Here is a 24,696-nt window from a genome sequence, read left to right on the forward strand (position 1 = left end):
TTCCTTTGTCTGCTCGAATAAATGGAATTTTACCCCGCATGACTCGTCCGCCGTTCAAGCGCATATTGCTGAAACTCTCGGGCGAAGTACTGATGGGGCAGGGGCAGTTCGGCATTGAGCCGGAGACGGTGAACCGCGTTGCGACAGAGATCGCGGCGGCCAAGGACGCAGGCTTTGAAATTTGCGTCGTGGTCGGCGGGGGTAATATCTTCCGGGGCCTGGCAGGCGCGGCCAAGGGCTTCGACCGCACCAGCGCCGATTATATGGGCATGCTCGCGACCGTGATGAACGCATTGGCGGTGCAGAACGCCCTGGAAAAGATCGGCTATGACACGCGCGTGCAGTCGGCGATCCCGATGGCGTCGGTGTGCGAGCCCTATATCCGGCGCAAGGCCGTGCGGCACATGGAAAAGGGTCGGATCGTCATCTTCGCGGCGGGTACGGGCAGCCCCTTCTTCACTACGGATACCACCGCGGCGCTGCGGGCGGCCGAGATGAACTGCGACGCGCTGTTCAAGGGCACCAGCGTCGACGGCATCTATAATGCGGACCCCAAGAAGGTTCCGGACGCGGCGCGCTATGATCAGATCAGCTTCGACAAGGTGCTGAACGACAATCTCAAGGTGATGGATGCGAGCGCCATTGCCCTGTGCCGCGAAAACAATATCCCCATCGTCGTTTTCAACATCCGCGAAACCGGCAATCTTGCAAAGGTGCTGGCCGGTGACGGGGTTGCGACGATCGTACAAAATCAGGAGCGCTGAAAGACCATGGCTCAATATGACAAGGCCGACCTCGAACGCCGCATGCACGGCGCTGTCGAATCGCTGAAGGGCGATCTCTCCGGCCTGCGCACCGGCCGGGCCAATATCCAGCTGCTCGATCCCGTGACGGTCGAGGTCTATGGCGCCCACATGCCGCTCAACCAGGTGGCGACCGTCTCTGCGCCTGAACCGCGCATGCTGTCGGTGCAGGTCTGGGACAAGAGCAATGTCGGTCCCTGCGACAAGGCGATCCGCTCGGCGGGGCTTGGCCTCAATCCGATCGTCGACGGGCAGACGCTGCGCCTGCCGATCCCGGACCTCACCGAGGAACGGCGCAAGGAACTGGCCAAGCTCGCCAGCAAATATGCCGAAGGCGCGCGCGTCGCTGTGCGCAACGTGCGCCGTGACGGCATGGACAGCCTGAAGACGGACGAGAAGAAGGGCGAGATCAGCGAAGACGAGCGCAAGCGACTGGAAACCGAGGTGCAGAAGCTGACCGATAGCACCATCGCCGACATCGACGCTGCGGCGGCGGCCAAGGAGAAGGAAATTCTCGGTCACTGAGCCGGGGTCCTTGTCCGTGTCCACCACGCTCCGACACTTCTGATGGCCACCCAAGCCAAATCCGACTTTGCTCATGACGGTGCGCCCGGCCATGGTGCGCGGCACGTCGCCATCATCATGGACGGCAATGGCCGTTGGGCAAAGAAACGGTTCCTGCCGCGTATCGCCGGTCACAGGGCGGGGGTGGAGGCCGTGCGCAAGGTGGCGCGGGCGGCGCGCGACCTGGGCCTGGAATGCCTGACGCTCTACGCCTTCTCGTCAGAAAACTGGAAGCGCCCCGCGAGCGAGGTTGCGGACCTTATGGGCCTGCTGCGGCGCTTCATTGAATCCGACCTCGACGAATTTCATGCCAATGGCGTGCGCTTGCGGGTGATCGGCAACTACCGAGCGCTTGACGCTTCATTGGTCGACATGATCGACGGGGCGGTTGCGCGGACGGCGGGGAACAGCGGCCCGATCGTGGCGATTGCCCTCAACTATGGCGCCCAGGACGAACTGGTGCGGGCGGCACAGGCTATCGCGCTGCGGGTGCGCGCAGGCGAGGTCGATCCGGCCGCGATCAGCTTGGAAGATGTGGCGGCAGGGCTCGACACGGCCGATCTGCCACCCCTGGACTTGCTGATCCGCACTTCGGGTGAGCAGCGGCTGAGCAATTTCATGTTGTGGCAGGCCGCCTATGCCGAGCTTTATTTCACCGACACGCTCTGGCCCGATTTCGACGCGCGGGCACTTGCCAAGGCGCTGGATGCCTTTCGTCTGAGGGACCGCCGTTTCGGCGGGCTTTGACCCATGTCGAATGAGCTTCGCATCCGCGCGGTCGTTGGCCTGCTGCTTATCCTTCTTGCCTCCGCCGCGCTCTATTTCGGGGGCTTCTTCTTCTGGCTGTTGCTCGTTGTGGCTGGCGTGCTGATGCAGGGCGAGTGGGGGAATTTGACCCGCGTATCGCCCGAGCATCGTCGGCTTTCGATGTTCGCGGTCTCCGTGCCGCTGGCGCTACTTTGCCCCTTGGCGGCGGGGCTGTCCTGGACGGCCTTCACCCTTGCGGTGGCGGCTTTCTTCTTCGTGATCCTCGTCACGCGATCAGGCAGGCTGGCGCTCGGCGTGCTTTACGTCTTCGTGCCGGTCGCGGCACTGATTTTCCTTCGTGAGCAGCAGCCGGGCGGCTTGCTGCTTGCTTTCTGGGCATTATCGCTGGTGTGGGCGACGGACATCGGCGCCTATTTCGCGGGGCGCGCGATCGGCGGACCCAAGCTCGCGCCTCGGGTCAGCCCCTCCAAGACTTGGGCAGGGCTCGGCGGCGGTGTGTTGGCTGCTCTGGTCCTCGGTTTCGTCCTCCACCGCTTCGCCGGATTGCCGATCCAGCTTGCCGCCGCGAGCGGGCTTCTGGCGGTCGCCGCGCAGCTTGGCGATCTTCTGGAAAGCGCGATGAAGCGCCGGGCGGGGGTCAAGGACAGCGGTAACCTGCTGCCCGGCCATGGCGGCGTGATGGACCGGCTGGACGGCGTAGTAGCCGCCGCGCCGATTGCCGCTCTCTTCTATCTTTTTCTGGTGTTTCCATGACGCGCAAAGTTTCCATCTTCGGCGCGACGGGCTCCGTCGGCATGTCGACGCTCGACCTCATCCAGCGCGATGCGCAAGCCTTTCAGGTGGTTGCCCTCACCGCCCATAGCGATGTCGATGGTCTCGCCAAGCTGGCACGCGCATGCAGTGCCCAGATGGCGGTGATCGGCGACCCGGCGCGCTATGATGCGTTGAAATCGGCCTTGGCGGGATCCGGCGTTGAGGCTGCGGCGGGCGAGGCCGCTCTGGTCGAGGCGGCGCAAGCAGGCGCGGACTGGAGCATGGCCGCGATCGTTGGATGCGCAGGGTTGCGGCCGACAATGGCTGCGTTGCAGACAGGCGGAACGGTCGCGCTCGCCAACAAGGAATCACTTGTCTCGGCGGGCGCTCTGATGATGGACGCGGCGGTCCAGTCGGGGGCAACCCTGCTGCCCGTCGACAGCGAGCATAATGCCATTTTCCAGTGCCTTGCCGGTAGCCGCCTGGATGATGTGGCAAGGATCATCCTGACCGCGAGCGGCGGCCCCTTCCGCACCCGCAGTCGGGAAGAAATGCGCGACATCACGCCAGCCCAGGCCGTGGCGCATCCCAATTGGTCGATGGGCGCGAAGATCAGCGTCGACAGCGCGACGATGATGAACAAGGGCCTGGAACTGATCGAGGCCGCGCATCTGTTTCCGGTGGGGTTGGATCGCATCGAGATATTGGTCCATCCCCAATCGATCATCCACTCTATGGTCGAATATCGCGATCGTTCGACGCTGGCGCAGCTGGGATCGCCGGACATGCGCATTCCCATCGCCAGCGCCCTTGCCTGGCCCAGCCGGATGGAGACACCCTGCCAACCGCTCAACCTCGCGCAGGCAGGGCGCCTCGATTTCGAGGCTCCGGACGAGGTTCGCTTTCCCGCGCTCCGCCTGGCGCGGCAGGCGGCGGAGCAGGGCGGGCTCGCGCCTGCAATCCTGAATGCGGCCAATGAAGTGGCGGTGGCGGCCTTTCTTAAAGAGGCCATCGGCTTCCTTGATATCGCCATGATTGTGGAGGACGTTCTGAACCGCTATAGCGCCCCAGAGCCAAGCGGTATCGACGATGTGCTGGAAGCGGATGCACAGGCGCGACGCATGGCGGGCCAAGTGATGGAAAGATTGACTGCTTGATCCAAAATCCCGGGTTCCTGCTGACGGTCCTCGCCTTTGTAGCGGTCATCGGGCCGCTGGTGTTCGTGCACGAACTCGGCCATTACCTCGTCGGCCGCTGGTTCGGCGTCAAGGCGGAGGCTTTTTCGATCGGCTTCGGCCCGGAACTGGCGGCATGGGTTGATAAGCGCGGCACACGCTGGCGCATCGGTGCACTTCCCCTTGGTGGCTATGTCCGCTTCAAGGGGGACATGAACGCCGCCAGCCAGACGGACCCCGCCTGGCTTCAGCTTCCGCCAAGCGAGCGCGCCGAAAGCTTCCCGGCCAAGCCCTTGTGGCAGAAGGCGGCGATCGTCGCGGCGGGGCCCTTTATCAATTTCCTCTTCGCCATTCTCATCCTGTCCACATTCGCGTTCGTCTACGGTGAGAGCCGGACACCCGCCGTTGCGGGGAAGGTGCAGGCCGGTAGCGCGGCCGCTGAGGCGGGCATACAGGCTGGAGATCGCATCCTGTCGCTGAACGGCCGGGAGATGACGACCTTCGACGACCTTCGCCTTTATGCGCAGATCCGTCCGGGCGAGCCGGTGACGATCCTTGTCGAACGATCGGGACGGACGGTCGAAAAGCAGGGCCGGGTCGGTGCTGTTCAGGAGCAGGATGGCTTTGGCAACAGGTTCAAGGTCGGACGGCTCGGCATCGCTCCGGCGCAGCCCGTGATCGAGCCGGTCGAACTTTGGCGCGCGCCTGCGGTTGCGCTCAAGCAGACCGGGCAGATCATTCGCACGATGGTCGAAACGCTAGGGCAGATATTGGGCGGCGGCCGGTCGGTGAAGGAACTGGGCGGCCCGCTCAAGATCGCAGAGGTTTCGGGCCAGGCGGCAACATTGGGGGTGGAGAGCTTCGTGTTCTTCATGGCTCTCATCTCGATTAACTTGGGGTTCATCAACCTGTTGCCAATCCCCATGCTGGATGGCGGACATCTGCTGTTTTACGGGGTGGAGGCGATACAGCGCAGGCCCGTCAGTGCGCGGGTGCAGGAATGGGCGTACCGATCGGGTCTGGCGGTCCTTTTGGCCATGATGATGCTGGTGACTTTCAACGATTTATCTTCTTTCGGGCTCTGGGAACGCCTGTCCGGCTTGATCGGCTAAGCCGTATCGGGCAGGGAGGCGCGATTTAGCGCCGTGTTTCCCGGCGTGAACGAACATATGCTTTTTTGTAAAAGGGTAGAGCGGGTGACAGCGATGATGAGCAGCAAGAGACAGCGCCCGGTTGTCGCGGCCCTTCTGGCAACGACGATGATGGGCGGCCTGTCCGCGGTTCCCGCTTTGGCGCAGGACGCGGCGCAGCCTGCCGCTCCCGTTCCGGCCGTCGCGCCCGCAGCCGGCACCATCCGCAGCATCAGCGTCGTGGGTCAGCAGCGCCTGGAACCCGATACGGTGCTATCCTACACCAAGCTTCGCGTCGGCCAGCCCTTTACCCAGGAATCGCTCGATCAGGCGCTGCGTGATCTTTACGAGACCGAACTGTTCGCAGACGTTCAGATCCGCAACGACAATGGCGCGCTCACCATTGAAGTGAAGGAAAATCCGGTCATCAACCGCATCGTGCTGGAAGGCAACAAGCGGTTGAAGGAAGACAAGATCCGTCCGGAGATCAAGCTCGCCCCGCGCCAGATATATACCCGGTCCAAGGTCCGCGCCGACGTCGCCCGCATTATCGAACTTTATCGCCGCCAGGGCCGCTTTGCCGCGACCGTCGAGCCCAAGATGGTGCAGCTCGACCAGAACCGCGTCGATATCGTCTTTGAAATTTCGGAGGGGCCCAAGTCCAAGGTCCGCCAGATCAACATCATCGGCAATGACAAATTCAACGATGGTGAACTGCGCAGCCAGATGGTGACGAAGCAGTCGCGCTGGTTCCGCGTCTTCTCCTCCGGCACCAGCTACGATCCCGATCGCCTGGCCTATGACCAGCAGAAGCTGCGGCAATTCTACCTGACCGAAGGCTATGCGGATTTCCGCGTTATTTCGGCCGTCGCGGAGCTGACGCCCGACAAGCAGGACTTCATCATCACCTATGTGGTTGAGGAAGGGCAGCGCTACAAGTTCGGTGACGTGAAGGTCGAATCCGACATTCGCGACCTGTCGGGCGCGTCGCTCACCAAGACGCTGCCGATGAAGAAGGGCGATTGGTACAACGCCAAGCAGGTCGAGGACACAGTCGATACGCTCAGCCAGACGGCGGGCCTGTTCGGCTATGCCTTTGCCGACGTGCAGCCGGACTTCAACCGCGACAAGGACAGCCTGACGATGGGGATCAATTTCCGCATCGCCAACGCGCCGCGCGTCTATGTCGAACGGGTTGACATCAACGGCAACACGCTGACCCAGGACAAGGTGGTCCGCCGCGAATTCCGGCTGGCGGAAGGTGACGCGTTCAACAGCTTCCTCGTCAAGCGCTCGAAGGACCGGATCAACTCGCTTGGTTTCTTCCAGGAAAAGCTGGACATCGAACAGAAGCCGGGCTCGGCGCCCGACCGCATCGTGCTGGAAACCAACGTCCAGGAAAAATCGACCGGCGAGCTGTCGCTGTCGGCAGGCTTCTCCTCGCTGGAGCGCTTCATCGTCGCGGCGTCGATCACGCAGCGCAACTTCCGCGGCAAGGGCCAGGAACTGCGCACCAGCGTCAATTATTCGAGCTATTCCAAGTCGGTCGAAGTGGGCTTCACCGAGCCCTATTTCATGGACAAGAATATCGCGCTGGGCGGCGATATCTATCGGCGTGATCTGAACAGCTTCCGTTATATCGGCAGTGGCAACGATCGCGATACCACCTACAAGCAGACTACCACCGGGTTCCAGATCCGCGCGGGCGTTCCCATCACCGAATATATGTCGCTGGCGTTGCGCTACAGTCTCAATCTGGATGATGTGAGCCTGGACGAGGATACCTATTATTCCGATGTCGATGGCGACGGTGACAGGGAGTGCGATCCCATTCTCGCTGGGCGTTATCTTTGCGACGCGATCGGGAAGCGTACCACGTCCTCGCTGGGCTACTCGCTGATTTATGATAATCGCGATAACCGCATCCGTCCCACGCGGGGTCACAATGTTGTTCTGAGCCAAGACTTCGCCGGCCTCGGCGGCAGCGTCAAATATATCCGCACGCGTCTGAACGGGTCGAAATTCTGGCCGCTTGGCGGCGGCTTTATCTTCTCGCTCTCCGCTGAGGGCGGCTACATCCACTCGCTTGAGGGCGAGCGGCGGGACGCCACCGACACGATCGTGGATAAGGTGCGTCTGACTGACCGCTTCTTCCTGGGCAATCCGCAGATTCGCGGCTTTGATATTCGTGGTATTGGACCGCGTGTGAAGCGGTACTATCTCGTGGCTGACCCTGACAGCCCGACTGGTTTTTCGCGCAACACGGGCGATAACAATGTCCGCGACGACGCGCTCGGCGGCAAGATTTACTATCTTGCGCGTGCCGAGATGGAAATTCCGCTGGGATCGGGCGCTCGGGAAATGGGACTTCGTCCGTCGATCTTCGTGGATGCAGGCGCGGTTGCCGGACTGCGCGATCCCGTTCCGACTAATTTCCCGGGTTTCTGCTCGCTCACGCCTGTCACGGGGTCGAACAATCCTGGCCGAGCTCCCGAGCGCGCGGCAGGTCTGGGTAATTGTTCGAATGTATCGGCACCTGGTTATACCGTGGACTATCTCGACGGCACCGGCTTCGAAGAAGTTTATCTCGGCGACACGCTCAAGCCGCGCGTGTCTGTGGGCTTTGGCGTCAACTGGAACTCGCCGTTCGGGCCGTTCCGCATCGACATCGCCAAGGCCCTGCTCAAGGAACCAGGGGACGATACTCAGCTCATCAGCTTCAACGTAGGGACTCAATTCTAATGAATAAGATGCTCAAGGCCGCGGCGCTTGCTCTTGCGCCCATGACTGCCATCGCGCTCTCCAGCGTGCCTGCCGCAGCTCAGTCGAAGACCGGGATCGCCGTTGCAGACCTGCAGCGGGCAGTCGCCACCAGCTCGGCTTATACCACCGCCCGCTCGCAGATTCAGACGACCTACAAGGCTCAGATCGACAGCTTCACCGCGCGCAAGAATGCGATCGACGCTGATTTGAAGTCGAAGGGCAGTGCGCTCGAAGCGGCCATGAAGGCTGCGGGCAACAAGCCAACGCCCGCCATCCAGACCCAGTATGAGGCCTATCAGAAGGCGGGTCAGAACGGCCAGGCCGAACTGCAGCGCCTGGGCCAGCCGATCGCGCTCGCCAACGCTTATGTCGAAGAGCAGATTTCGGCCAAGCTGTCGGATGCGCTGAAGTCCGCGATGACGAAGGCGAAGGTGGACCTGATCCTCGCGCCCGACGCGACCGTCTCCTATCAGCCGAGCGTGGATATCACGCAGCAGGTGGTGACGGAGCTCAACGCGCTGGTGCCGAGCGTGGGCATCACGCCGCCTGCGGGCTGGCAGCCCGGCGGCGCGCGCGGTCAGGCGCCGACGCCTGCCGCCGCGGCTCCCGCCAACCCGTCGCAGCAGCCGACCTCGCGCTGATATCGGCCGATGACGGGGGAAGTTGAAGCGGCACCAGCCGCCGTGGGCGCCATCGATATTCGTGGCATCATGGCAGCGCTGCCGCACCGCTATCCGATGCTGCTCGTCGACCGCGTGGCCAATCTCGTGCGCAACGAGAAGATCCACGCGGTCAAGGCCGTCTCGATCAACGAATCATTCTTCCAGGGACATTTTCCTGGCCGCCCGATCATGCCGGGCGTGTTGATCGTCGAAGCGATGGCGCAGGCAGCAGGCGTGCTGACGGTCGAAACGCTTGATCTGCGCGGCTCGGGCAAGCTGGTCTATTTCATGAGCATCGACGGAGCCAAGTTCCGCAACCCGGTGGAGCCGGGCTGCTTGCTCGACCTGCATGTCGAACTGCTCCAGATCCGGGGCCGGGTCTGCAAATTCGTCGGCAAGGCATCGGTGGACGGCAAGCTGTGCGCCGAGGCGAACTTTGTCGCGATGATCGCCGACCCGCCGGAAGACTAAAGGCCGCGCGGGGCTTGCGTTCGTGGGAAATCCCATGTAACCGCGCGCCTTCGCAAGATTTCGCATCCATGGCCGGTCGGAAACCGGCCCATTGACGGAGCAGACCCATGAAGGCCGATACCCACCCCGATTACCACTTCATCACCGTCCAGATGACTGACGGCAGCACCTTCCGCACCCGTTCGACCTGGGGCAAGGAAGGGGACACGATGGCGCTCGACATCGATCCCAAGTCGCACCCGGCTTGGACCGGCGGCCAGCGTCAGCTGGAGCAGGGCGGCCAGGTGGCGCGCTTCAACAAGCGCTTTGGCGGCCTGACGCTGAAGAAGTAATCGCTCGGTCACATGAGCAAATGAAAAGGGCGCCCGACGAGGCGCCCTTTTTTGTGTCTGTAACGAAGACGGCTGCAGGGAAGCTTGATCGCTTTCGACCGCGATCGCCATAGTGCTCAGCCAGTCATCTACCCCAAAGCCGGTCGTTGTTTCCCTGTCGACCGACAAGTAGGCTGGCCCAGTGACGAACGATATCAGCCCAAGCTTGCGAATGGTCAGCGGCAGATTTTTCCGGTCTGTTCTCGCAGATCGGGTAGATGACGTCCTTAAGTCACCTAGTCCGGATAGTGCGGGTCGCTATCATCGTCCGGGCCAAGCCGTGCTCTACATGAGTCCGCAACTGGAATGGGCCATGATTGCAGTTTCGGGCTACATCCGAGAAGATGGCCGGCCTCGTGTTGTGGTGCCACTGATCGTAGGCGAAGCACAGGTACTTGATCAACGCGATGAACATGCCTGCCGCCTTCTCGGCATCGACCGCGATTTGTCGAATGCGCAGTGGCGACAAGCCTTAATGGCCGGACGGGAGCCTCCATCCTGGCGCAACGCGGATGTGGCGCGTGCGGCTGGCGCGGATGGTATCATTGATCGTTCGCGCATGATTCCAGGCGTATGGCACGTAAATCTATTTCGGTGGAATGAGCTTGGCGGCCCATCTGTATTAGTTGCTGGAAAACCGGTTTTAATTCAGCTTTCGAGCGACGGGCCAAAGTGGGGCTTGTAGTCGTCGCTGGACATAACTGTTCTTGGGACTTGGTCTCCCATAAATCACCATCCCGCACATCACCCGTCATCCCATAGGTGATGATGTCGGCATACGGTCCTTAAGCGTGAGCCGCGCGGTCCTCGTCCAGAAACGCTGCCACGTCATCCAACACGACATCCTTCGACAGGAACGTCTTCCCGATGCCTCGCGCCAGCAGGAAGGGCAGGGTGCCTGCCGCCATCTTCTTGTCGTGCAGCATATGGGCCACCAAAGCAGCGCCGTCCGCTTTCACATGGGCGCTGGCAAGATCATGCGGTAGGCCCACCGACTTCAGATGCGCCGTCACCCGATCCGCATCCCCCGGTGCGCACAGCCCCAGCCGCGCGGAATAGCGGAAGGCGAGCGCCATGCCTGCCGCCACGCCTTCGCCATGCAGCAGCAGATCGGAAAAGCCCGTATCCGCCTCCAGCGCATGTCCGAACGTATGGCCAAGGTTCAGCAGCGCGCGACGGCCGGATGTTTCGCGCTCATCGTCGGCGACGATAGCCGCCTTCGCACGGACGCTGCGTTCAATCGCGAACTCGCGGGCATCGCGATCGCCGGTCAGCAGCCGATGCCCCTCAGCCTCACACCATGCGAAGAATTCTGGATCGTCGATCAGGCCATATTTCACGACCTCGGCATAGCCCGCGCGCGTTTCACGATGCGGCAGGCTGTCGAGGGTCGATGGATCGATGAGGACCAGGCTCGGCTGATAGAAGCTGCCGATCAGATTCTTGCCCGCGCTCGCGTTGATCGCGGTCTTTCCGCCAACCGAACTGTCGACTTGGGCGAGCAGCGTCGTCGGCACCTGGATGAAGTGGCAGCCGCGCTTCAGGATGGATGCGGCGAAACCGACAAGGTCGCCGATCACGCCGCCGCCCAGCGCCACGACATGGTCCCCGCGCTCCACTTCCAGAGCCAATAGCTGATCGAGCAATTGCTCAAGGTGCCGCCAGCTCTTCGTCTGCTCGCCAGCAGGCAGGATGATGGGCTGAACCGTGATGCCGGTGCTGCGCAGGTTGTTTTCAAGCCTGGGTAGCTGTGCCTTCGCGACATTGGTGTCGGTCACGACCACCATCCTGCCGCCTCTGGCATAGGAGCCAAGATGACCTGCCGCGCGATCCAGCGCGCCTTGTTCGATCACGATGTCATAGCTGCGCGCATCCAGCGCGACGCGGACTATTGCCATGCCGCCAATTTCTCCAAAATGCTCTCGACCGCCACTTCATGCGGCGCGGCAATGCTCTTCACGTGGATGGGGGCTAACGAGTAGACCGGGTTCCGAACTGCCGCCAATTCGGTCAGCACGACGCGGGGGTCCTTACCTTTCAACAAGGGGCGGCCTTCCCGCCGCGATACCCGATCGACCAGCGTGTCGATGTCGGCGTCCAGCCATATCGCGGTTGCCTGGTCAAGGATCAGGGCGCGCGTATCTTCCTGCATGAATGCGCCGCCGCCGGTGGCGATCACCTTGGGCTCATCGTCCAGCAACCGGGCGATCACCCGCCGCTCGCCATCACGGAAATAGCCCTCGCCATAGCGTTCGAACATTTCCGTGATGGTCATGCCCGCGGCCTTTTCGATCTCTTCGTCAGCATCCACGAAGGCAAGGCCGAGCCGCGCTGCCAGCCTGCGTCCGACTGTCGATTTGCCGACGCCCATCATCCCTATCAGGACGATGGAACCGCGCTTTGACTGCGGAGGCACGGATTTGCTGTTTCGCTGCATTGCGGAGGGGGCTATACATCCCCCCGTCGCGGAGGCAAATCGCAACTTTCCTCAACTAGACGGCTAGGCCGCACAAGGATCCATGAGAAGCAATCGTTCCTTCAGCACCTTCGAAAGCAGCTCACGCCGTCGCGGGACGCGCCTGCCACTCATTCCCATTGTTCTGATCGTCCTGCTTGCGGGTCTCGTCGCGCTGCTTTGGTCGCGCGGCGGCGAACAGCCGCAGCAGCGGGTGGAAAAGACCATTCCCGCCGAAAAGCTGGGCAAATAAGTTCATGCGTCAAAGCCGGGTGAATGCGAAATGGGCGCTGGGGACGCTGGCGTTCGCTCTCGCGCTGCCGGTGATTGCGCAGGAGTCGCCGGAATCGCTCCTGCCCCCGGGCTTCGGAGAGGCGCCTCCGGCACCACCGGCTTCCGCGCCTCAGCCCGCGCGTCCGGCAACCCCCGGCGCGCCTGTGCCGATGGTTCAGCCCTTGCCGCCCAGCAGCGACGTACCGTCTGCGGACAACGCTTTGGCGGGCGAGGCAGTGGATGAGCTGTCCGAGGAAGAGCTGGCGGCGCAGAAGCAGAAATATGATCTGCCCCCCGGCGCGCAGCGGTCGCTAGACCGTGTCGGGCCGCTCACGCCCGCGCGGCTCGGCCTGGAGCCCGATGCATTTGGCGGCCAATCCGGCCTGTTTCTCGCGACATTGATGAAGGAAACGCGCGCGCCGGTCACGTCGCGCTGGGCGTCCATCCTGCTGCGCCGCGCGCTGCTTTCGGCAACGGACACGCCGCGCGATATCAATGGCGCAGACTGGGTTGCCGAACGGGCGTGGCTGCTGCTTCGGATGGGCGAAGCGGACAGCGCGCGGCTGCTGGTGCAGAGCGTCGATTCCGACAAGTTCACACCGCGCCTCTATGCCGTGGCGATGCAGACCTACTTGGCAACCGCAGACCCGGCCGGCTTATGTCCGCTTTCCACCGGTGCGCTGCGCTATAGCAAGGAACCGGGATGGGACATGACGCGGGCGATCTGCCCGGCGCTGTCGGGTGATCAGGGTTCTGCCAGTGCGGCGCTCAACCAGGCGCAGCGCCGGGGCGTCGTGCGCGGCGTCGATTATCGACTGGCAGAGAAGGTCGTCGGCACGGGATTCAATGCGCGCCGGTCGGTGAAGATCGAATGGGACGGCGTAGATGGGCTGACGGCGTGGCGTTTCGGCCTTGCCACCGCTCTTAATGTCGAAATCCCCGACGCGCTTTACGCCACCGCGGGGCGCCATGTGCGGGCATGGGAAGCGCGCGCGCCTGCATTGAGCGCGGTTCGCCGCCTGCCCGGTTCGGAAGCAGCAGCGCGACTGGGCGTTTTCTCCAATCAGGCGCTGGTCGGCTTCTATAGCCAGTTGGCCGCCGATGGCGATGCGACCCCCGAAATTGCCGACAAGGTCGATGCGCTGCGCAACGCCTATCGTGCAAGCTCGCCAGGAGAGCGCGTTCAGGGGATGCGGACGCTGTGGCGCGACAATGGCAAGCCTGACTATGTCGGCCTGATCGCGACGGCGAAGGCGGCGGCCGCCTTGCCCGTCACCACGATCGACGCGCGGGAGGCCGCCAATCTGGTCGCATCCATGCTGACGGCAGGCTATGACCGCAGCGCCGCGCGGTGGAGCGGCGTCGCACGGCAGGCGGAAGGCGACGGCGCAGGCGACCTTTGGGCTTTGCTGGCGGTGGGAGCGCCGAGCGCGGTGGTCGACATCAGCGAAGGGCGTGTATCCTCCTTTGCCGATGAGGCTGGCGCGGCAAAAGGCCAGATGTTGATTGCGGCTCTGGCGGGACTTGCCCGCCTCAATCCGCAGGCCAGTGCCTCCCTGGCGCAGGATAATGGCCTGAACCTTGCAGTGAACAGCCGTTGGGCGCGGGCGATCCACCAAGCCGCAGGGCGGGGAGAGAAAGCGACAGTCGCGTTGCTTGCCGCCGTGGGCATGCAGGCGGCGGAGTGGGATCGCCTGCCTGCCGCTCACCTCTATCACATCGTTGCGGCTCTGCATCAGGTCGGGCTCGACCCCGAAGCGCGGATGATCGCGGCGGAGGCCATAACGCGGATCTGAGCCCATGGGAGAGGATGGGGCGCTAATCGGCCGTTTTCTGGAGATGATGTCGGCGGAACGCGGTGCCTCGCGCAATACCTTGCTCGCTTATCGCGCTGATCTGGAAGGCGCGGCGAAGATCTTGGGTGGCCTCTCCGCCGCCGGCAAGGACGCCATTGCGGGGCTTGCCGCTGCCTGGGCGGAACTGTCCGCTTCTTCGGTGGCGCGAAAGGCTTCGGCACTGCGCGCCTTTTACGGCTTTCTGGAAGAAGAAGGGCTGCGCGGCGACAATCCTTCCGCTGCATTGCCGCGTCCGGTCACCCGGCGTCCCCTGCCCAAGATTTTGTCGGCGCAGGAGGTCGAATCTCTGTTCGCCTTGATCGAGGAGAAGCTCGCCGTCGCGCATCCGTCGCCGCTCGACCTTCGTCTCTCGGCCTTGATCGAGTTGCTGTATGGCTCAGGACTGCGCGCTACCGAACTGGTCTCCTTGCCGCGCAGGGCGCTGGCCGCGGACCGGCCGTTCCTGATCCTGAAGGGCAAGGGCGCGCGGGAGCGACTTGTGCCGATATCGGACCGGGCGCGAGCCGCCGTCTCCGCCTGGCTGCCGCACGTCCCTGAGACCAGCCCAAGGCTCTTTCCCTCCGGCAAGAGCCATTTGAGCCGCATTCGCCTCTATCAGTTGGTGAAGCAGCTTGCCGCCGCAGCAGGCATAGCGCCGCAGCGGGTAAGCCCCCATGTGCTGCGCCATGCCTTCGCCACGCATCTCCTCGAAGGCGGGGCAGACTTGCGCGCGCTCCAGTCCATGCTTGGCCATGCCGACATTGGTACGACGCAGATATATACGCATGTCGACAGCCGCCGTCTGGTCGAATTGGTGAACAGCCGCCATCCACTGGCGACAATGCGCCATCGTTTCGTTGACGAAGAAGCGTCTGCACCCTAACGCCGTCGGCCATGGTTAGCTTTCTGGAATTTGAAAAACCTATCGCCGAGCTTGAGGCGCGCGTCATCGAACTGCGCGCGACGGCGAGCGCCGGTGATATCGATATCAGCGGCGAGATCGAGAAGCTGGAGCAGCGCGCCGCCAAGATGCTGGTGGACACCTATGCGAAGCTGACGCCTTGGCAGAAGACACAGGTTGCCCGGCATCCCGATCGCCCGCACTTCAAGGATTATGTCGCGGGCATGTTCGACAATTTCATGCCGCTCGCCGGGGACCGGGCCTTTTCCGATGATCAGGCGATCATCGGCGGCTTGGCGATGCTGGGCGATCGCAGGGTGATGGTGATCGGCCATGAAAAGGGTGACGACACCGCCAGCCGCGTCCGCCACAATTTCGGCATGGCAAAGCCCGAGGGCTATCGCAAGGCAATCCGCCTGATGCAGTTGGCTGACCGGTTCGGCCTGCCGGTCGTGACGCTGGTCGATACGTCGGGCGCATTCCCGGGCGTTCAGGCCGAAGAACGCGGCCAGGCGGAGGCTATCGCCCGTTCGACCGAACAATGCCTGGCGCTGGGCGTGCCCATGGTCGCTGCCGTGGTGGGTGAGGGCGGCTCGGGCGGCGCGGTCGCGCTGGCTGCCGCGAACCGGGTGCTGATGTTCGAACATGCGGTTTATTCGGTCATTTCGCCTGAAGGTTGTGCCTCCATCCTGTGGCGGACCGCCGACAAGGCGAGCGACGCCGCCACGGCCATGCAGGTGACGGCGCAGCATCTCAAAGGTTTGGGCGTCATTGACCGTATCGTCACGGAGCCGATCGGCGGCGCGCACCGCGAACCTGTGCAGGCGATCGCCAGCCTTGGCGCAGCCATCGGGGAAGAGCTGGACTCGCTCGCAGGCCTCGGGGCACAGGAGCTTCGCACCGACCGCGCGGACAAATTTCTAGCCATCGGCGCTTGATCTCGCTCTTCCTGAAGGAACATGCATCCCGGAGCCTCGTTTCGTCCGGGTAACAGGTTCAGCATGTGGAGGAGCCGTGAAAAAGGCATTGGCATGGACAAGCGGCGCGATTGCTATCGCGGCCGCCATCGCAGCACCGTCAGTTCTGGGGCAGCAACGCGCGATCCGGACGGTGACGTCGATCAGCCCGCAGGAAAAAGCAAGCGGCGCGAAGCAGCACCCGCAGCTGCTTAATGAATTTGGCGGCGCCTATACTGGCCCTCAGGCGAAATATGCCGAGACAGTGGGCCGCCGCATCGCCGTTCAATCCGGACTGTCCAACGCTCAAGGCGATTTCACCGTAACGCTGCTGAATTCGCCGGTTAACAACGCTTTCGCCATTCCCGGCGGCTATGTCTATGTGACCCGTCAGTTGATGGCGCTGGCCAATGACGAAGCAGAGCTTGCAGGCGTACTCGGCCATGAAATCGGGCATGTCGCGGCTCAGCATGGCCAGCGGCGTCAGCAGGCGGCGCAGCGCAATGCCATCGGCGGAACATTGCTGCAGGTGCTGACGGGGGCCCTGCTGGGCGATTCTGCCTTTGCCGGGTTGCTGCAGAAAGGCATTGGCACGGGCAGCCAGTTGCTGACCCTCAAATTCTCGCGCACGCAGGAATATGAGGCCGACGACCTCGGCATCCGTTACCTTGCGTCCGCTGGCTATGATCCTCGGGCGCTATCGTCCATGCTGGCGTCCTTGGGTGCTCAAAGCAGCTTGGATGCGCGCGTGACGGGCAATGCGCGGTCTGTTCCGGAATGGGCGAGCACGCACCCCGACCCCGCGTCCCGTGTCGGGCGCGCGGCGCGTAACGCCTCCGCGAAAAAGGCGGCCGCTGGTGCACGCAATCAGGATCAGTTCTTGAAGGCGCTGGACGGCGTCCTTTACGGCGACGATCCGCGGCAGGGTGTGATCGAGGGCAGCCGTTTCCGTCATCCAGACCTGCGTCTGGCTTTCACCGCACCTTCCGGCTTCGGCATGGAAAATAGCGCGAGCGCGGTCTCGATTTCCGGCTCTGGCGGGCAGGCGCAATTTGGTGGCGGCGCTTATTCAGGCGATCTTGGAGCTTATATCGACTCGGTTTTCGCGAAGTTGGGCGGTAGCAATAGCCGCGTGCCGGAAGGAGAGGTGCGCCGCACCACGGTAAATGGCATTCCCGCTGCGTGGCGCAGCATTCGGGCAAACGCCAACTCTACCCAAGTGGACGCAACCGTATTCGCCTATGATTTTGGCGGCGGCAAAGCATATCATTTCCTGCTCCTGACGCCTGCCGGGCAGGGGATAGGGCCATTCGCTCCCCTGGTGCAGTCGGTCACGCGACTCACGTCTCAGGAAGCAGCAGCCATAAAGCCGCGCCGCGTGAATGTGGTTACGGTAAAGGCTGGAGATACCGTGCAGTCGCTCAGCCGACGAATGGCTTACCCCGACTATCAGCTTGAAAGATTTCTCACGATCAATGCGCTCAAGGCTCAGACCGTGCTTCGCCCTGGTCAGCGGGTAAAGATCATTATTTGAGATCTGGGCCGATCGTGCTGAGCGTGCGAGACAAAAAAAGGCGGCGGGATCGCTCCTGCCGCCCTTTTCTAAAAGATCAGGTCGAAACTTACGTTCCCATGTTGCCCGAAACTTTGTTGAACGTGTTGGTCAGTTTGCCACCGAGGCTGGTCATCGCGCCGATAGCGGCGACAGCGATCAGCGCAGCGATCAGGCCGTATTCGATGGCCGTAGCACCCTTTTCATTCTTCAGCATCTTGCGAACGAACTTCATGTGAAGTCTCCTTGACTTGAATTCCCGTTTAACTACCCAGCCGCCCCGCTAGAAATAGGTCAGCAATGGACGGTTTATGAGGGTTAGGTTGACAAAGCTTTAATATCGTCGAGCAGGTCTGAGATTAATGGTTAATGCGCGAGAACTTCAGTTGCGACGTTGTTCCACATGCCCACGGTCTTGTTTGCGACGTTCGATACTGCAGCGATCATCGCGAGAAAAACGAGGGCCAAGATTAACCCATACTCAACAGCTGTTGCCCCCCGCTGACACTGCAACAATCCCGATCGGGACAGGCGTTTGATCACCCCACGCATTGTACCACCCGTTTATTGCAGACAGCCCCGCTTACCCCTGTAAAAGGGCGACAGTTAACAAACCCCTTTTGCTGGACTGATATGACGACAAATTTCCCGCTTCTGGTCGTTGCTGCAGCGTTGGTCGACGCGGACGGCCGGGTGCTGCTTCAGCAACGGCCACCAGGCAAAGCCATGGCGGGCCTGTGGGAATTTCCTGGCGGAAAGGTGGAAATGGGGGAGACGCCAGAAGCGGCCTTGATTCGCGAACTGGAGGAAGAATTGGACATCCGCACCCATGCAAGCTGTCTCGCGCCAGCCGCTTTCGCCAGCGAGGCGCTTGGCGACAGGCACCTGCTGCTCCTGCTCTATGTTTGCCGAAAATGGGAAGGCTTGCCCGAAGCGCGGCACGCTACCGATCTGAAATGGGTGAGGCCCAATCAGATGTATGCGTTGGACATGCCTCCAGCCGACTTGCCGCTGATCGGCTTACTCGATTCGCTGATTTGAGAAAGGGGGCAGGCGAACAAGCGCCCACCCACCTTATGAATCAATCTTCCGCAGCTTTGCTCTGAAGCTGGATATAGTTCTGGATACCCATGCGTTCGATCATTTCGAACTGGGTCTCCAATGTGTCGACATGCTCTTCCTCGCTTTCGAGGATCGACTGGAACAGGTCGCGGCTGACATAATCGCGTACGGTCTCACAATAGGCGATCGCGTCCTTCAGGACGGGAAGCGCTTCATATTCCAGTGCGAGGTCGGCCTTCAGCACCTCTTCGACCGTTTCGCCAATCTTCAAACGGCCGAGCAGCTGGAAATTGGGCAGACCGTCGAGAAACAGGATGCGTTCCGCGACCTTGTCCGCATGCTTCATCTCATCGATCGACTCTTCATATTCGAACTTGGCCAGCTTCTCGATGCCCCAATGATCGAGCATCCGGTAATGCAGGAAATATTGATTGATCGCGGTCAACTCATTCTTGAGGACCTCGTTGAGATAGTCGATGACCTTGGAGTCACCCTTCATGGCGCTGTCCTCCGGCTATTGGAATGAAAGCGTAACTATAGGGTGCGTGATCCGGTTTGTTAACCCGAAAGCCTAGGAAAACAGCCATTTTTCTCTAGCGCTATTGCGTCGAGTTCTCGGCGACTGAAGGGGATTAAATGCGGATGATTTGCAATGCTGATCAGGCGCTGGCACGCTCGGCAGCGATCAGCGTGCGGGCGAAGGGGACGCACTGCCCGCATTTGGGACGACGGCCGAGACGGGCATAAGCGCTGCAGGGGGTATCCGCGCCACTGCGCACGGCTTCCTTAAGATCCTTTTCGCGAATGGCATTGCAGACACAGACGACCATGAGGCTCTCCCTGAATCGGGAAATATCTCAGATGATAATGGGTCGCAATAGAATATTAGATGCTGTTGCGAATCTTTTGCGTTTTTCCTCGCGCGAGGGTGCGCCAAAGCCATTCCGAAGGTCCGATGGCGAATCGGGCAAGCCATGCCGTCGACCACACCAGCATGAAAAGCCAGGCGCAGAGCACCAGCAGCGGCAATTGCGATGGCCGCAGCAGGGCAAATAGCCCGAGACCCCACCCATAAAACAGGGCGCACATGAAGAGGCTGCTGCCCAGATAGTTGCTGAGCGCCAACCGACCCGTGCGCGCAACCGCCATCACGATTCGTCGCTCACCATGGCCGACAAACACCCATAGGATCAGCGCTGCCCAGCCCACCGCGAGCGGGATGCGGAAGGGAAAGGACCAGGCAAGCGACGTGGCCAGGGATGGCAAGGCAGGGAAATCCCGCAGGATCAGCCAGGCCGCGAGGCCCGCCATCGGAGGCAGCCCGATCAGGAAACAATGCCTTGCCGTGCGCCAATATTGCTCCGCTTGCCACCGTCCGGTCAGAAACCCGCCCTTCAGCATGGCCATGCCCATCAGCATGAAACCGAGCGTGTCGAACGCGCTCAGGAAAAAGGACCACCACCAATTGCTGACATAGAGCTCCAGATGATGCGCCACTATGGTTGCAAAGCCGCTCCGGTAGGTGGCGATTTCTTCCCGGACCGCGGGATCGTCCGGATTGCTCAATGCGCCGATATAGCGGGCAAAGCTGTCCTTTAGGGTTGTGGCGGCGTCGGGCGCGGCGGCCGCCTCCGCCCATCCATGGAGGCTAAGGACAAATGCCGTGCAGATCAGGAAATGAGCGAGGAAGAACAGGAACGCCCATTTGAGGAGCGACAGCGGCTCCTTGCCGATGAACATCATAGCGACGAGCCCGATCAGGGCGTAGTTCATTAATATGTCGCCGGACCATAGCAGCATATAATGCGCGAGGCCGAAGACGAAGAGCCAGGCTGCCCGGATGATCTGCGCGCGCTGCCCGTTGCGCCCCGCCATTTCCTCGCGATCGATCAAAAGCAGCATCGACGCGCCGAATAGCATGGAGAAGAGGGCCCGCATCTTGCCGTCGAACAGCAGGAAGCTGGTCAACCAGAACAGCTTATCGCCAACCGAAAGCGGCCCCGCGACGCTCGGATTGAAATAAGCGGTCTGCGGCAGGGCGAAGCTGCTGATGTTCATCCACAATATGCCCATCACCGCGCAGCCGCGCAGCACGTCCATGGCGGCGATCCGGGATGATGGGGCGATCATGTGGCAAGGTTCCTTAAAGACGCTGGCAAAGGCGGCGTTGCTCTGTCATGCGACTAGCCATGAACAGCGGCCGCAAGCAACGGATAAGCGAGGCGTTCGGCGCGGCGGCGGATCATTATGAGGATCATGCCGGTCCGCAGCGCGCGGCAGCGGCCTTGGTCGCCGACCTTGCTCAACGGCAGAAATCTTCAGGGGTGGAGCGCATTCTGGAAATCGGCTGCGGAACGGGGCTGTTGACCCGTGACATCCAGCAGCGATGGCCCGCGGCCGAACTGTTCGTTACCGACCTCTCGCCAGAAATGCTCGCGCGCACCGCGACCGGAGCCTTCGTCGCGGGCACTTTCATCGCAATGGATGGAGAAGCGCCTGCGTTCGAAGGCGAGTGGTTCGACCTGATCCTTTCCAGCTTGGCCTTCCAATGGTTCGACGATCTGGAAGAAGCGATCGCTCGCTTGGTCAGCCTGTTGAAGCCGGGCGGAAGCATCATTTTTTCGACGATGGGGCGGGGGAGCTTTGCGAAATGGCGGGCAGCTCATGAAGCCTGCGGCCTGAGACCCGGCGTCCCTGACTACCCGTCGACTCGCGAACTATCTTCCATGCTGGCGCGGTATGACGACGCGTTCGTTTTCGAGGAAGACTATGCTCTCCACTGCGGCGGCGCGCGGGGCTTGCTCTCGCATCTGAAAGGGATCGGCGCGGTGGTGTCCAGCGAGGGGCGCCAACCCCTTTCCCCCAAGGACCTCAGAAAGGTGATGGCCGTATTCGATGCGGAGGGGGGCGATGATGTCTATCAACTGCTGTTTGGGCGGGTGACGAGGTCTGCCTGACCCGGCCCGCCCATCAGCTTGCCAAATCCGCCCTTACAGTTCGGCGTCCATCAAATTGGGGAAGAAGCCCTCATGTGCTGAGCGGAGATCGGCAAGGCTGACGCCCGCAACCTGATCGCCGCCAACGGTCCCGATCTTCACCGCGCCCGGAATGTCCACGCCCGCCGCTGCTGTCACGACATAGCGGCCCTGATCCTCGCCGAAGGCTGCTGCGGTGGTCAATTCGGTGCTGAGCTCTGCGCCCTTGCCGCTCGCGAGCGCCATTTCAGCGACGGCGACGAGCAGGCCGCCATCCGAAATATCATGAACCGCGCTGACCTTTCCGTCGGCGATGAGCGCACGGACCGTTTCCGCATGAGCGCGCTCGGCGGCGAGATCGACCTTCGGCGCTTCCCCGGCTTCGCGGCCTGCGATTTCACGCAGCCAGATGGACTGGCCAAGATGCGTGCCTTGGCCACCGATCAGCCAAATGGCGTCGCCCTCATTCTTGAAGGCAACGGTCGCCATCACATCGATATCCTTTAGCAGGCCGATGCCGCCGATCGCAGGCGTGGGCAGGATGGCCGAACCGCCACCCGTCGCCTTCGACTCATTGTAAAGCGACACATTGCCCGACACGATCGGGAAGTCGAACGCGCGGCAGGCATCGCCCATGCCGTCGAGGCAGCCGGTCAGCTGCGCCATGATCTCAGGGCGCTGCGGATTGGCGAAGTTCAGGCAGTTGGTGACGGCCAGCGGCGTGGCGCCGACCGCGCTGATGTTGCGATAGCATTCCGCAATGGCCTGCTTGCCGCCTTCATAGGGGTCGGCATAGCAGTAGCGCGGGGTGCAGTCGGTGCTGATCGCGATGCCCTTTTGCGTGCCATGGACGCGGACCACCGCGGCATCGCCGCCAGGACGCTGCACGGTGTCGGCGCCGACCATATGGTCATATTGTTCCCAGATCCAACGACGGCTGGCGATGTCGGGCGAACCCATGAGCTTCACGAGATCCGCGCCAATGTCGCTGCTTTCCGCGATCTCGCTCAGCGGCTCGACCTTTGCCCAGGCCTTATAATCTTCCTTCGGCATCGATGGGCGGTCATAGAGCGGCGCATCATCGGCCAACGGAGCAAGCGGGATGTCGCAGACGGTCTCGCCCTTGTGCACCAGCACCATGCGGCCGGTGTCCGTCACATGGCCGATAACCGCGAAGTCCAGTTCCCACTTGCGGAAGATCGCTTCGGCGAAAGCTTCCTTGCCGGGCTGGAGCACCATCAGCATGCGCTCCTGGCTTTCCGACAGCATCATTTCATAAGCCGTCATGCCGGTTTCGCGTTGCGGCACGTCATCCATGTTGAGCTGAATACCGACGCCGCCCTTCGAAGCCATTTCCACCGACGAGGAGGTGAGGCCTGCCGCGCCCATGTCCTGGATCGCGACGATCGCGTCGGACGCCATCAGCTCGAGACAGGCCTCGATCAGCAGCTTTTCGGTGAAGGGGTCACCGACCTGCACCGTTGGGCGCTTCGCGTCCGCATCGTCGCCGAAATCGGCGGACGCCATGGTCGCGCCATGGATACCGTCGCGGCCCGTTTTGGAGCCAACATAGACGATCGGATTGCCAATGCCCGACGCGGCCGAATAGAAGATCTTGTCCGTCTCCGCGACGCCCACCGTCATCGCGTTGACCAGGATGTTACCATCATAGGCCGGGTGGAAATTCACTTCGCCGCCCACCGTCGGCACGCCCACGCAGTTGCCGTAGCCACCGATGCCATGCACCACGCCGCTGATGAGATGCTTCATCTTCGGATGATCGGGGCGGCCGAAGCGCAGCGCATTCATGTTCGCGACCGGCCGCGCGCCCATGGTGAACACGTCGCGCAGGATGCCGCCCACGCCAGTCGCCGCACCCTGATAGGGTTCGATGTAGCTCGGGTGGTTGTGGCTCTCCATCTTGAAGATCGCCGCTTGGCCATCGCCGATATCGACGACGCCCGCATTCTCGCCAGGGCCGCAAATGACCTGCGGGCCTTCGGTCGGCAGCTTCTTCAGGTGGATGCGGCTCGACTTGTAGGAGCAATGCTCCGACCACATGACCGAGAATATGCCCAATTCGGTAAGGTTGGGCTCGCGCCCGAGGGCGTTCAATACGCGGTCATATTCTTCCGGCGAAAGGCCATGTTCGGCGACGATTTCCGGGGTGATCTGAGTGGCTGCGGTCGACATGAGCGCGCCTTTAGCCGGGGAGGGGCGGATAGACAATCCTTGGCCAGCCCAACTCGGGAAAACATGCTATTAATATGCGTTGGATCATGGTGGGAGGACGGAAAATGGAATGGATGTTGTTGCCGCTGCGTCGCTACGCCCGTTTTTCGGGGCGGGCGCGGCCGAAGGAATATTGGATGTTCATCCTCTTCCTCCTGATCTGCTTCATCGCGATCAGCCTCATAGAGGGGCTGCTGGGGCTCAGCACGACGGAGCATTGGGTGCGGCGTGGGCCATGGTGGTTCGACACCGGTTATCAAACCCGTGGCGGCCCACTCACGGGCCTGTTCGGCCTCGCCATGCTGATCCCATGGCTGGCGGTAGCCGTGCGCCGTTTGCATGACACCGACCGGAGCGGCTTCTGGCTGTTGATCATCTTCTTTCCGTTGATCGGCAGCCTTATTCTGTTGGTGTTCTTCATCATGAGCGGGACGCGCGGGGCCAACCGCTTCGGTCCCGATCCGATTGAAGTTGGCGAGCCTGAACTGGCGTCCCCGTCGCCCAAATGAAAAAGGCCGGGCGGTGAGGCCCGGCCTGTGAAAGACATGGGAGGCGGTGATCAGGCCTTGCAGCTGATGCCGCTCTTGCCCGGAAGAGTTGCGATGATCTGCTTGCCGCTGCCTTCGACCGAATAGCCGCCTTCTGCCGTAAAGGGCTTGCCCGGCTCTGCCGCGACGAGCTTCGTCGGCGCGCCAGTCTTTTCAGTGCGGAGGTTCGCGGTCTTATCATCGCTCAGGAAGTCGACGAAGATCAGGCTGTTGTCCTTGCAACGATACTGATGGCTCACCTTCACGGAAGGGGGGAGTTCAACAGGCGCTGCGTTGGCGAGTTGCGCAGCCATCGGATCGGCGGGGCCGCCGACGACTTCGGGTTCATCATTCTTGTTGCAAGCGGAAAGGAGGCTGAGAGCAACGACGGAAATTAGGGGGAGATAATATTTCATAGCGGTCCTTCTATGTGCACTTGCTGACGCAAGCGTCAACGCAAAACTGCCA

Annotated in this window: 28 protein-coding genes; 19 read left to right on the plus strand and 9 right to left on the minus strand. The window is 62.0% G+C overall.

The genetic code is table 11. The annotated features are described in order from the left end of the window. Positions 1 to 38: 38 nt before the first annotated feature. The 11 genes from pyrH (at position 39) to SPHS8_RS01175 (ending at position 10,145) form a co-directional block, all read left to right on the plus strand. Positions 39 to 764, plus strand: coding sequence for a UMP kinase (gene pyrH, locus SPHS8_RS01125; RefSeq protein ID WP_097091284.1), 726 nt, complete (start codon positions 39 to 41; stop codon positions 762 to 764). A gap of 6 nt (positions 765 to 770) precedes the next feature. Next, positions 771 to 1,328 carry a ribosome recycling factor gene (gene frr, locus SPHS8_RS01130; protein ID WP_097091285.1) on the plus strand — a complete coding sequence of 186 codons (558 nt, stop codon included), beginning with the start codon at positions 771 to 773 and terminating at the stop codon, positions 1,326 to 1,328. Positions 1,329 to 1,370: 42 nt separating this feature from the next. After that, positions 1,371 to 2,114, plus strand: a complete 744-nt coding sequence (locus tag SPHS8_RS01135) for an isoprenyl transferase (RefSeq protein WP_201513526.1) — start codon at positions 1,371 to 1,373, stop codon at positions 2,112 to 2,114. Positions 2,115 to 2,117: 3 nt separating this feature from the next. After that, positions 2,118 to 2,888: a phosphatidate cytidylyltransferase gene (locus tag SPHS8_RS01140; protein WP_201513527.1), complete on the plus strand. Its 771-nt coding sequence runs from the start codon at positions 2,118 to 2,120 to the stop codon at positions 2,886 to 2,888. Beyond that, a complete protein-coding gene (locus SPHS8_RS01145) occupies positions 2,885 to 4,045 on the plus strand; it encodes a 1-deoxy-D-xylulose-5-phosphate reductoisomerase (RefSeq protein ID WP_201513528.1) in 1,161 nt (386 codons plus the stop codon). Before SPHS8_RS01140 ends, SPHS8_RS01145 begins: the two co-directional genes overlap by 4 nt. Further along, the gene (gene rseP, locus SPHS8_RS01150; RefSeq protein ID WP_201513529.1) at positions 4,042 to 5,175 is read left to right on the plus strand and encodes an RIP metalloprotease RseP; all 1,134 of its coding nucleotides are present in this window, start codon (positions 4,042 to 4,044) and stop codon (positions 5,173 to 5,175) included. The genes SPHS8_RS01145 and rseP overlap by 4 nt, the downstream gene beginning before the upstream one ends. A 93-nt stretch (positions 5,176 to 5,268) precedes the next feature. Next, entirely contained in the window at positions 5,269 to 7,935 is a 2,667-nt protein-coding gene (gene bamA / locus SPHS8_RS01155) for an outer membrane protein assembly factor BamA (protein WP_201514830.1), read from the plus strand. After that, a complete protein-coding gene (locus SPHS8_RS01160; RefSeq protein WP_201513530.1) occupies positions 7,935 to 8,597 on the plus strand; it encodes an OmpH family outer membrane protein in 663 nt (220 codons plus the stop codon). The genes bamA and SPHS8_RS01160 overlap by 1 nt, the downstream gene beginning before the upstream one ends. 9 nt (positions 8,598 to 8,606) lie before the next feature. Next, the gene (gene fabZ / locus SPHS8_RS01165) at positions 8,607 to 9,089 is read left to right on the plus strand and encodes a 3-hydroxyacyl-ACP dehydratase FabZ (RefSeq protein WP_201513531.1); all 483 of its coding nucleotides are present in this window, start codon (positions 8,607 to 8,609) and stop codon (positions 9,087 to 9,089) included. Positions 9,090 to 9,196: 107 nt separating this feature from the next. After that, on the plus strand, positions 9,197 to 9,421 hold the full coding sequence (gene rpmE, locus SPHS8_RS01170) for a 50S ribosomal protein L31 (RefSeq protein WP_097091292.1): 225 nt from the start codon (positions 9,197 to 9,199) through the stop codon (positions 9,419 to 9,421). A 211-nt stretch (positions 9,422 to 9,632) separates the two neighbouring features. After that, on the plus strand, positions 9,633 to 10,145 hold the full coding sequence (locus tag SPHS8_RS01175; RefSeq protein ID WP_268933193.1) for an RES family NAD+ phosphorylase: 513 nt from the start codon (positions 9,633 to 9,635) through the stop codon (positions 10,143 to 10,145). Between the two features lie 100 nt (positions 10,146 to 10,245). Here SPHS8_RS01175 and aroB read toward each other — a convergent pair whose 3' ends face one another. After that, the gene (gene aroB, locus SPHS8_RS01180; RefSeq protein ID WP_201513533.1) at positions 10,246 to 11,358 is read right to left on the minus strand and encodes a 3-dehydroquinate synthase; all 1,113 of its coding nucleotides are present in this window, start codon (positions 11,356 to 11,358) and stop codon (positions 10,246 to 10,248) included. After that, a complete protein-coding gene (locus SPHS8_RS01185) occupies positions 11,349 to 11,897 on the minus strand; it encodes a shikimate kinase (protein ID WP_201513534.1) in 549 nt (182 codons plus the stop codon). The genes aroB and SPHS8_RS01185 overlap by 10 nt, the downstream gene beginning before the upstream one ends. A gap of 82 nt (positions 11,898 to 11,979) precedes the next feature. Here SPHS8_RS01185 and SPHS8_RS01190 point away from each other — a divergent pair, with 82 nt between their 5' ends. The 5 genes from SPHS8_RS01190 (at position 11,980) to SPHS8_RS01210 (ending at position 17,414) form a co-directional block, all read left to right on the plus strand. Then, positions 11,980 to 12,168, plus strand: coding sequence for a hypothetical protein (locus SPHS8_RS01190; RefSeq protein ID WP_097091295.1), 189 nt, complete (start codon positions 11,980 to 11,982; stop codon positions 12,166 to 12,168). A 4-nt stretch (positions 12,169 to 12,172) separates the two neighbouring features. Then, complete coding sequence (locus tag SPHS8_RS01195) at positions 12,173 to 13,984, plus strand: hypothetical protein (RefSeq protein ID WP_201513535.1); 1,812 nt, start codon at positions 12,173 to 12,175, stop codon at positions 13,982 to 13,984. A gap of 4 nt (positions 13,985 to 13,988) precedes the next feature. After that, positions 13,989 to 14,906, plus strand: coding sequence for a tyrosine recombinase (locus SPHS8_RS01200; RefSeq protein WP_201513536.1), 918 nt, complete (start codon positions 13,989 to 13,991; stop codon positions 14,904 to 14,906). An 11-nt stretch (positions 14,907 to 14,917) separates the two neighbouring features. Beyond that, complete coding sequence (locus tag SPHS8_RS01205; RefSeq protein ID WP_201513537.1) at positions 14,918 to 15,862, plus strand: acetyl-CoA carboxylase carboxyltransferase subunit alpha; 945 nt, start codon at positions 14,918 to 14,920, stop codon at positions 15,860 to 15,862. 76 nt (positions 15,863 to 15,938) lie between these two features. Beyond that, positions 15,939 to 17,414 carry a M48 family metalloprotease gene (locus SPHS8_RS01210; protein ID WP_443018537.1) on the plus strand — a complete coding sequence of 492 codons (1,476 nt, stop codon included), beginning with the start codon at positions 15,939 to 15,941 and terminating at the stop codon, positions 17,412 to 17,414. A gap of 88 nt (positions 17,415 to 17,502) precedes the next feature. Here the strand turns inward: SPHS8_RS01210 and SPHS8_RS01215 are convergent, their stop codons facing one another. Together SPHS8_RS01215 and SPHS8_RS01220 are read right to left on the minus strand one after the other, a co-directional pair. After that, on the minus strand, positions 17,503 to 17,667 hold the full coding sequence (locus SPHS8_RS01215; protein ID WP_201513538.1) for a Flp family type IVb pilin: 165 nt from the start codon (positions 17,665 to 17,667) through the stop codon (positions 17,503 to 17,505). A 131-nt stretch (positions 17,668 to 17,798) separates the two neighbouring features. Beyond that, positions 17,799 to 17,984, minus strand: a complete 186-nt coding sequence (locus SPHS8_RS01220) for a Flp family type IVb pilin (protein WP_201513539.1) — start codon at positions 17,982 to 17,984, stop codon at positions 17,799 to 17,801. 81 nt (positions 17,985 to 18,065) lie between these two features. On the opposite strand from SPHS8_RS01220, the gene SPHS8_RS01225 reads away from it, so the two are divergent. Next, the gene (locus tag SPHS8_RS01225) at positions 18,066 to 18,473 is read left to right on the plus strand and encodes a (deoxy)nucleoside triphosphate pyrophosphohydrolase (protein ID WP_201513540.1); all 408 of its coding nucleotides are present in this window, start codon (positions 18,066 to 18,068) and stop codon (positions 18,471 to 18,473) included. Between the two features lie 40 nt (positions 18,474 to 18,513). On the opposite strand, the gene bfr is transcribed toward SPHS8_RS01225, so the two are convergent. From bfr to SPHS8_RS01240, 3 genes are all read right to left on the minus strand, one after another. Next, positions 18,514 to 18,993, minus strand: coding sequence for a bacterioferritin (gene bfr / locus SPHS8_RS01230; RefSeq protein ID WP_097091301.1), 480 nt, complete (start codon positions 18,991 to 18,993; stop codon positions 18,514 to 18,516). Positions 18,994 to 19,153: 160 nt separating this feature from the next. Beyond that, positions 19,154 to 19,324: a (2Fe-2S)-binding protein gene (locus SPHS8_RS01235; RefSeq protein ID WP_097091302.1), complete on the minus strand. Its 171-nt coding sequence runs from the start codon at positions 19,322 to 19,324 to the stop codon at positions 19,154 to 19,156. 55 nt (positions 19,325 to 19,379) lie between these two features. Further along, the gene (locus SPHS8_RS01240; RefSeq protein WP_201513541.1) at positions 19,380 to 20,624 is read right to left on the minus strand and encodes a DUF418 domain-containing protein; all 1,245 of its coding nucleotides are present in this window, start codon (positions 20,622 to 20,624) and stop codon (positions 19,380 to 19,382) included. A gap of 59 nt (positions 20,625 to 20,683) precedes the next feature. Between SPHS8_RS01240 and SPHS8_RS01245 the strand changes: the two genes are divergently transcribed. Next, positions 20,684 to 21,451, plus strand: a complete 768-nt coding sequence (locus SPHS8_RS01245) for a methyltransferase domain-containing protein (protein WP_201513542.1) — start codon at positions 20,684 to 20,686, stop codon at positions 21,449 to 21,451. Between the two features lie 33 nt (positions 21,452 to 21,484). Here the strand turns inward: SPHS8_RS01245 and purL are convergent, their stop codons facing one another. Beyond that, entirely contained in the window at positions 21,485 to 23,662 is a 2,178-nt protein-coding gene (gene purL, locus SPHS8_RS01250) for a phosphoribosylformylglycinamidine synthase subunit PurL (RefSeq protein WP_201513543.1), read from the minus strand. 74 nt (positions 23,663 to 23,736) lie between these two features. Between purL and SPHS8_RS01255 the strand changes: the two genes are divergently transcribed. After that, entirely contained in the window at positions 23,737 to 24,210 is a 474-nt protein-coding gene (locus SPHS8_RS01255; protein WP_443020026.1) for a DUF805 domain-containing protein, read from the plus strand. A 50-nt stretch (positions 24,211 to 24,260) separates the two neighbouring features. On the opposite strand, the gene SPHS8_RS01260 is transcribed toward SPHS8_RS01255, so the two are convergent. After that, a complete protein-coding gene (locus tag SPHS8_RS01260; protein ID WP_097091307.1) occupies positions 24,261 to 24,644 on the minus strand; it encodes a hypothetical protein in 384 nt (127 codons plus the stop codon). Positions 24,645 to 24,696: the final 52 nt, after the last annotated feature.

The organism is Sphingobium sp. S6 (assembly GCF_905120495.1).
Taxonomy (GTDB): domain Bacteria; phylum Pseudomonadota; class Alphaproteobacteria; order Sphingomonadales; family Sphingomonadaceae; genus Sphingobium; species Sphingobium agri.

What these genes read in the sequence shown, in the direction of transcription:
- pyrH (WP_097091284.1), top strand. Translation starts at nt 39, where the DNA reads ATGACTCGTCCGCCGTTCAAGCGCATATTGCTGAAACTCTCGGGCGAA.
- frr (WP_097091285.1), top strand. Translation starts at nt 771, where the DNA reads ATGGCTCAATATGACAAGGCCGACCTCGAACGCCGCATGCACGGCGCT.
- SPHS8_RS01135 (WP_201513526.1), top strand. Translation starts at nt 1,371, where the DNA reads ATGGCCACCCAAGCCAAATCCGACTTTGCTCATGACGGTGCGCCCGGC.
- SPHS8_RS01140 (WP_201513527.1), top strand. Translation starts at nt 2,118, where the DNA reads ATGTCGAATGAGCTTCGCATCCGCGCGGTCGTTGGCCTGCTGCTTATC.
- SPHS8_RS01145 (WP_201513528.1), top strand. Translation starts at nt 2,885, where the DNA reads ATGACGCGCAAAGTTTCCATCTTCGGCGCGACGGGCTCCGTCGGCATG.
- bamA (WP_201514830.1), top strand. Translation starts at nt 5,269, where the DNA reads ATGATGAGCAGCAAGAGACAGCGCCCGGTTGTCGCGGCCCTTCTGGCA.
- SPHS8_RS01160 (WP_201513530.1), top strand. Translation starts at nt 7,935, where the DNA reads ATGAATAAGATGCTCAAGGCCGCGGCGCTTGCTCTTGCGCCCATGACT.
- fabZ (WP_201513531.1), top strand. Translation starts at nt 8,607, where the DNA reads ATGACGGGGGAAGTTGAAGCGGCACCAGCCGCCGTGGGCGCCATCGAT.
- rpmE (WP_097091292.1), top strand. Translation starts at nt 9,197, where the DNA reads ATGAAGGCCGATACCCACCCCGATTACCACTTCATCACCGTCCAGATG.
- SPHS8_RS01175 (WP_268933193.1), top strand. Translation starts at nt 9,633, where the DNA reads ATGGTCAGCGGCAGATTTTTCCGGTCTGTTCTCGCAGATCGGGTAGAT.
- aroB (WP_201513533.1), bottom strand. Translation starts at nt 11,358, where the DNA reads ATGGCAATAGTCCGCGTCGCGCTGGATGCGCGCAGCTATGACATCGTG.
- SPHS8_RS01185 (WP_201513534.1), bottom strand. Translation starts at nt 11,897, where the DNA reads ATGCAGCGAAACAGCAAATCCGTGCCTCCGCAGTCAAAGCGCGGTTCC.
- SPHS8_RS01190 (WP_097091295.1), top strand. Translation starts at nt 11,980, where the DNA reads ATGAGAAGCAATCGTTCCTTCAGCACCTTCGAAAGCAGCTCACGCCGT.
- SPHS8_RS01195 (WP_201513535.1), top strand. Translation starts at nt 12,173, where the DNA reads ATGCGTCAAAGCCGGGTGAATGCGAAATGGGCGCTGGGGACGCTGGCG.
- SPHS8_RS01200 (WP_201513536.1), top strand. Translation starts at nt 13,989, where the DNA reads ATGGGAGAGGATGGGGCGCTAATCGGCCGTTTTCTGGAGATGATGTCG.
- SPHS8_RS01205 (WP_201513537.1), top strand. Translation starts at nt 14,918, where the DNA reads ATGGTTAGCTTTCTGGAATTTGAAAAACCTATCGCCGAGCTTGAGGCG.
- SPHS8_RS01215 (WP_201513538.1), bottom strand. Translation starts at nt 17,667, where the DNA reads ATGAAGTTCGTTCGCAAGATGCTGAAGAATGAAAAGGGTGCTACGGCC.
- SPHS8_RS01220 (WP_201513539.1), bottom strand. Translation starts at nt 17,984, where the DNA reads ATGCGTGGGGTGATCAAACGCCTGTCCCGATCGGGATTGTTGCAGTGT.
- SPHS8_RS01225 (WP_201513540.1), top strand. Translation starts at nt 18,066, where the DNA reads ATGACGACAAATTTCCCGCTTCTGGTCGTTGCTGCAGCGTTGGTCGAC.
- bfr (WP_097091301.1), bottom strand. Translation starts at nt 18,993, where the DNA reads ATGAAGGGTGACTCCAAGGTCATCGACTATCTCAACGAGGTCCTCAAG.
- SPHS8_RS01235 (WP_097091302.1), bottom strand. Translation starts at nt 19,324, where the DNA reads ATGGTCGTCTGTGTCTGCAATGCCATTCGCGAAAAGGATCTTAAGGAA.
- SPHS8_RS01240 (WP_201513541.1), bottom strand. Translation starts at nt 20,624, where the DNA reads ATGATCGCCCCATCATCCCGGATCGCCGCCATGGACGTGCTGCGCGGC.
- SPHS8_RS01245 (WP_201513542.1), top strand. Translation starts at nt 20,684, where the DNA reads ATGAACAGCGGCCGCAAGCAACGGATAAGCGAGGCGTTCGGCGCGGCG.
- purL (WP_201513543.1), bottom strand. Translation starts at nt 23,662, where the DNA reads ATGTCGACCGCAGCCACTCAGATCACCCCGGAAATCGTCGCCGAACAT.
- SPHS8_RS01255 (WP_443020026.1), top strand. Translation starts at nt 23,737, where the DNA reads ATGCGTTGGATCATGGTGGGAGGACGGAAAATGGAATGGATGTTGTTG.
- SPHS8_RS01260 (WP_097091307.1), bottom strand. Translation starts at nt 24,644, where the DNA reads ATGAAATATTATCTCCCCCTAATTTCCGTCGTTGCTCTCAGCCTCCTT.